Annotated in this window: 3 protein-coding genes; all 3 read right to left on the bottom strand. The window is 60.6% G+C overall.

What is annotated here, in order from left to right; genetic code table 11:
• Positions 1–245: 245 nt before the first annotated feature.
• Complete coding sequence (locus tag AC1D1P_RS19660; protein ID WP_457282741.1) at positions 246–404, bottom strand: DUF3309 family protein; 159 nt, start codon at positions 402–404, stop codon at positions 246–248.
• Positions 405–792: 388 nt separating this feature from the next.
• On the bottom strand, positions 793–1968 hold the full coding sequence (locus AC1D1P_RS19655) for a pyridoxal phosphate-dependent aminotransferase (protein WP_477674130.1): 1176 nt from the start codon (positions 1966–1968) through the stop codon (positions 793–795).
• A 116-nt stretch (positions 1969–2084) separates the two neighbouring features.
• Positions 2085–2892: LysR substrate-binding domain-containing protein (locus tag AC1D1P_RS19650; RefSeq protein WP_477674129.1), on the bottom strand; the 808-nt coding region annotated here is incomplete at its 5' end.

The following is a 2892-nucleotide window of genomic DNA, read 5'->3' as shown; positions in this document are numbered from 1 at the left end:
GCGCAGGAGCTGCGCACACCGCAGCCGGTCAGCATTAAGCGGTTAGAAAAGGTTTGGACTCAGCTCAATAGCTGAGTCCAGACCTTTCAGCGAAGGCTAACAACTGCCGAAGGCTTGTTATGCCGCAGCTAAAAAGCGTGGCAGCAACTGAATAGTTGAAACAGGCTTGTGAGATGGGAGCGCAAAAAAATGGCCTTGCTATGCAAGGCCATCTTCCCTGGTGAATCACCAACGGAAGGTGCGGACTAGATGCGTCCCATCAGCAGCAGGATGACCAGGATCAACACCACCAGGCCGACACCCCCGCTGGGCCCGTAACCCCAGCTCCGACTGTGGCCCCAGGTAGGCAATGCACCGACGAGGATAAGAATAAGAACGATCAGCAGAATGAGGGATAGGGACATTTGAAGCACTCCTTGTTATGTGAAGTGATTGTTTCCCGGTGCGGGGCGCAAACAAGCAGGATGAGCACCTGTCCAGCCGTCGGCAAATACTGACAGCCTTGGCTTAGAACCTGTTTACGGTCTAAACGAGGCCGCGTTGGGGTGCAATCGGCGATGAGTGGGCCGCCCGGGCACGCCGCATGGGCTCATGCCCATGCAAGGGCCTGGGTGGCTCAATCGCGCGATTTCACCCCCAACCCGGAGGGCAAGCGCCTTCTCGGGCGGCCTGCGGCGCTAGCCCATAGCCGAGCTATGGGCATCGCACCGCGCCTTGCATCCCATCCCGAGAAGGTGCTTGCGCGGCCCCGTTTAGACCGTAAACAGGTTCTTTCACGCCGGCTTGCCGCGCTTACAGTTTGGCCAGCCGCTGCAGGGCCGTGTTCAATGTTTCGTCTTTTTTGGCAAAACAGAACCGCACCACACGCTGGTCAAAGCCGTTGCCGTAAAACGCCGACAGGGGAATCGCCGCCACGCCGATTTCAGTGGTCAGCCATTTGCAAAACCCGGCTTCGTCCAGGTCACTCACGTCGGAGATGTCCACGCACTGGAAGTAGCTGCCTTCGCTGGGCAACAGTTTGAAGCGGGTTTTGGCAAGGCCTTCGCGAAAGAGGTCGCGCTTGCGCTGGTAGAAGGCCGGCAGGTCCAGGTAAGGCTGCGCATCGGCCATGTACGCGGCAAGCCCGTATTGCACAGGGGTATTCACGGTGAACACGTTGAACTGGTGCACCTTGCGGAACTCGGTGGTCAGCGCAGCGGGTGCGGCCACGTAGCCGACCTTCCAGCCGGTGACGTGGTAAGTCTTGCCGAAGCTGCTGACAATGAACGCACGCGCGGCAAGGCTTGAAAAACGGGCGGCGCTTTGATGGATGCGTCCCTGGGCCGCATCGAACACCATGTGCTCATAGACCTCGTCGCTGATCAGCAGCACGTCGGTGGGCGCCAGGATGTCCTGCAGCGTGAGCATGTCGGCCTCGGTCCATACCGTGGCGCTCGGGTTGTGCGGCGAGTTGACGATGATCGCCCGCGTCCTGGATGTGATCGCTGCGGAAATCTTGTCGAAGTCGGGCCGGAAGGTGCCTGGCGTGAGGGGAACGCGCACTACGACGCCACCGGCCAGTTCGATGTTGGGCACGTAGCTGTCGTAGCAGGGCTCCAGCACGATGACTTCGTCGCCGGGGTGAACGACGGCCAGGATTGCCGTGATGATGGCCTGGGTGGCGCCGGCAGTGATGGTGATCTCGCTGTTGGCGTCGTAGCGGTGGCCGTAAAGTTTGGCCACCTTGGCCGAGATGGCTTCGCGCAGCGCCGGAACGCCCGTCATGGGTGGGTACTGGTTCAGGCCTTTGGTCATTGCGTCCGTGACGGCGTTGACCAGCTGCGGGTCACACTCAAAATCAGGAAAGCCCTGGCCCAGGTTGACAGCGCCTTTTTCAGCGGCCAAGGTGGACATCACCGTGAAGATGGTGGTGCCGACAGCGGGCAGCTTGGTTTTGAGCGTGGGGGTGCGTTCGAGGATAGTGGTCATGGCAAGGACTAGCTGAGTTAATTCTTGTTCAAGCGGCCGCCGCGGAACCGGCTCTGCCGGGCCGCAGGTGGCGCCCCCTTGAGGGGGGAGCGGCCAAAGGCCGCTTCGGGGGGGAGCTAAACCTCATAGTCATTGACACGGCCGGCCATGGCCTTGGTGATCAGGGCGCGGTCCAGCTTGTCGCTGAGCAGTTCGGCGAATTTATACACAAAGTTGCGCAGGTAGGCGCTGCGCTTGAAGGCCACGCGGGCGACGTTGATGCCGAACAGCGGGCCGGCCGCGATGGCAATCAGGTCGCTGTTGGTGCCGTCTTCCTTGATGGCCATTTCCGCGACGATGCCCACGCCCAGCCCCAGGCGCACATAGGTCTTGATGACGTCGGAGTCAATCGCCTCAAGCGCAATGCGCGGCTGCAACCGCTTGGCGGCAAACGCCAGGTCGATCTTGGTACGGCCGGTGAAAGACGGGTGGTAAGTGATCAGGGGTTCTTGCGCCAGGTCTTCGAGTGTGATGTTGTCTTTTTTCGCCAGCGGATGGTCGACAGGAATGACCAGCATGTGCTGCCATTCGTAGCAGGGAAGGGTCACCAGGTCTTCGTACTGCGTCAATGATTCGGTCGCGATGCCGATTTCGGCCACCTCATCAAGCACCATGCGCGCCACCTGGTCGGGAGAGCCCTGGTGCAGGCTGACATTGACTTTGGGAAAGGCTTCACGCAGCTTGGCGACGGGCTGCGGGAGCACATAACGGGCTTGCGTATGGGTGGTGGCAATGGAGAGGGTGCCGCTGTCCTGGGCAGAAAACTGCTCGCCAATGCGGCGCAGGTTGCCCACCTCGCGCATGATGAGTTCAATGCTTTTGAGGACGTGTTCCCCGGGTTCCGTCACGCGCTTGAGGCGTTTCCCGTGCCGTGCAAAGATTTCG

This window comes from Polaromonas sp. P1_E1_2, assembly GCF_056406035.1.
Note: the sequence above shows the minus strand (reverse complement) of the source record. Positions and strands in the feature narration are given on the sequence as shown.

Excerpts from the sequence above, each read along its gene's own strand:
- AC1D1P_RS19655 (WP_477674130.1), bottom strand. The coding sequence starts at position 1,968 with ATGACCACTATCCTCGAACGCACCCCCACGCTCAAAACCAAGCTGCCC.
- AC1D1P_RS19660 (WP_457282741.1), bottom strand. The coding sequence starts at position 404 with ATGTCCCTATCCCTCATTCTGCTGATCGTTCTTATTCTTATCCTCGTC.